The following is a 565-nucleotide window of genomic DNA, read 5'->3' on the forward strand; positions in this document are numbered from 1 at the left end:
GGGCACCTCCTTCAGCGCGCCGTCGCTGTTCCAGCGCTACGGCACCATCCCCGGCTTCTTCCAGGGCAACCCGAACCTCAAGCCCGAGGACGGCTTCTCCTGGCAGGCGGGAATCGAGACGGACGTCACCCGCTGGGCGACCGTCTCGGGCCTCTATTTCGACAACCGCATCAGCAACCTGATCAACTACAACGCGGGCTTCACCACGCTGGTCAATATCCAGAGCGCACATATCCGCGGCGGCGAGTTCTCGCTCACCGTTCGGCCCGCGGACTGGCTCTCGCTGACCGGCGCCTGGACCGTGCAGGAAGCGCGCGACACCACGAACGACGCGCCACTCGCGCGCCGTCCGCGCAACATCGCGAGCCTCAGCGCGCGCTTCTCGGCGCCCACGCCCTGGGACACCGGGACGACGGCCCGCATCGTGGTGGTGCCGGAGCTGCTCTACACCGGCCCGTCGCCGGAAGGGGCCTTCGCCCGCTATAACAACGATGGTTCGTCGATCGCCGCTCCCGGCTACAACAAGCCCGGCACGGTCATCAACCTGACGGCGACGGTGCCGATC

At 68.0% G+C, this 565-nt stretch carries 1 protein-coding gene; it reads left to right on the forward strand.

Features of this window, described 5'->3' with window-relative positions:
- A partial coding sequence (locus tag AC1DWF_RS37375) for a TonB-dependent receptor domain-containing protein (protein WP_476843466.1) occupies positions 1–565 on the forward strand: 565 nt, incomplete at both ends.

It is taken from the genome of Aminobacter sp. P4_D5, from assembly GCF_056401815.1.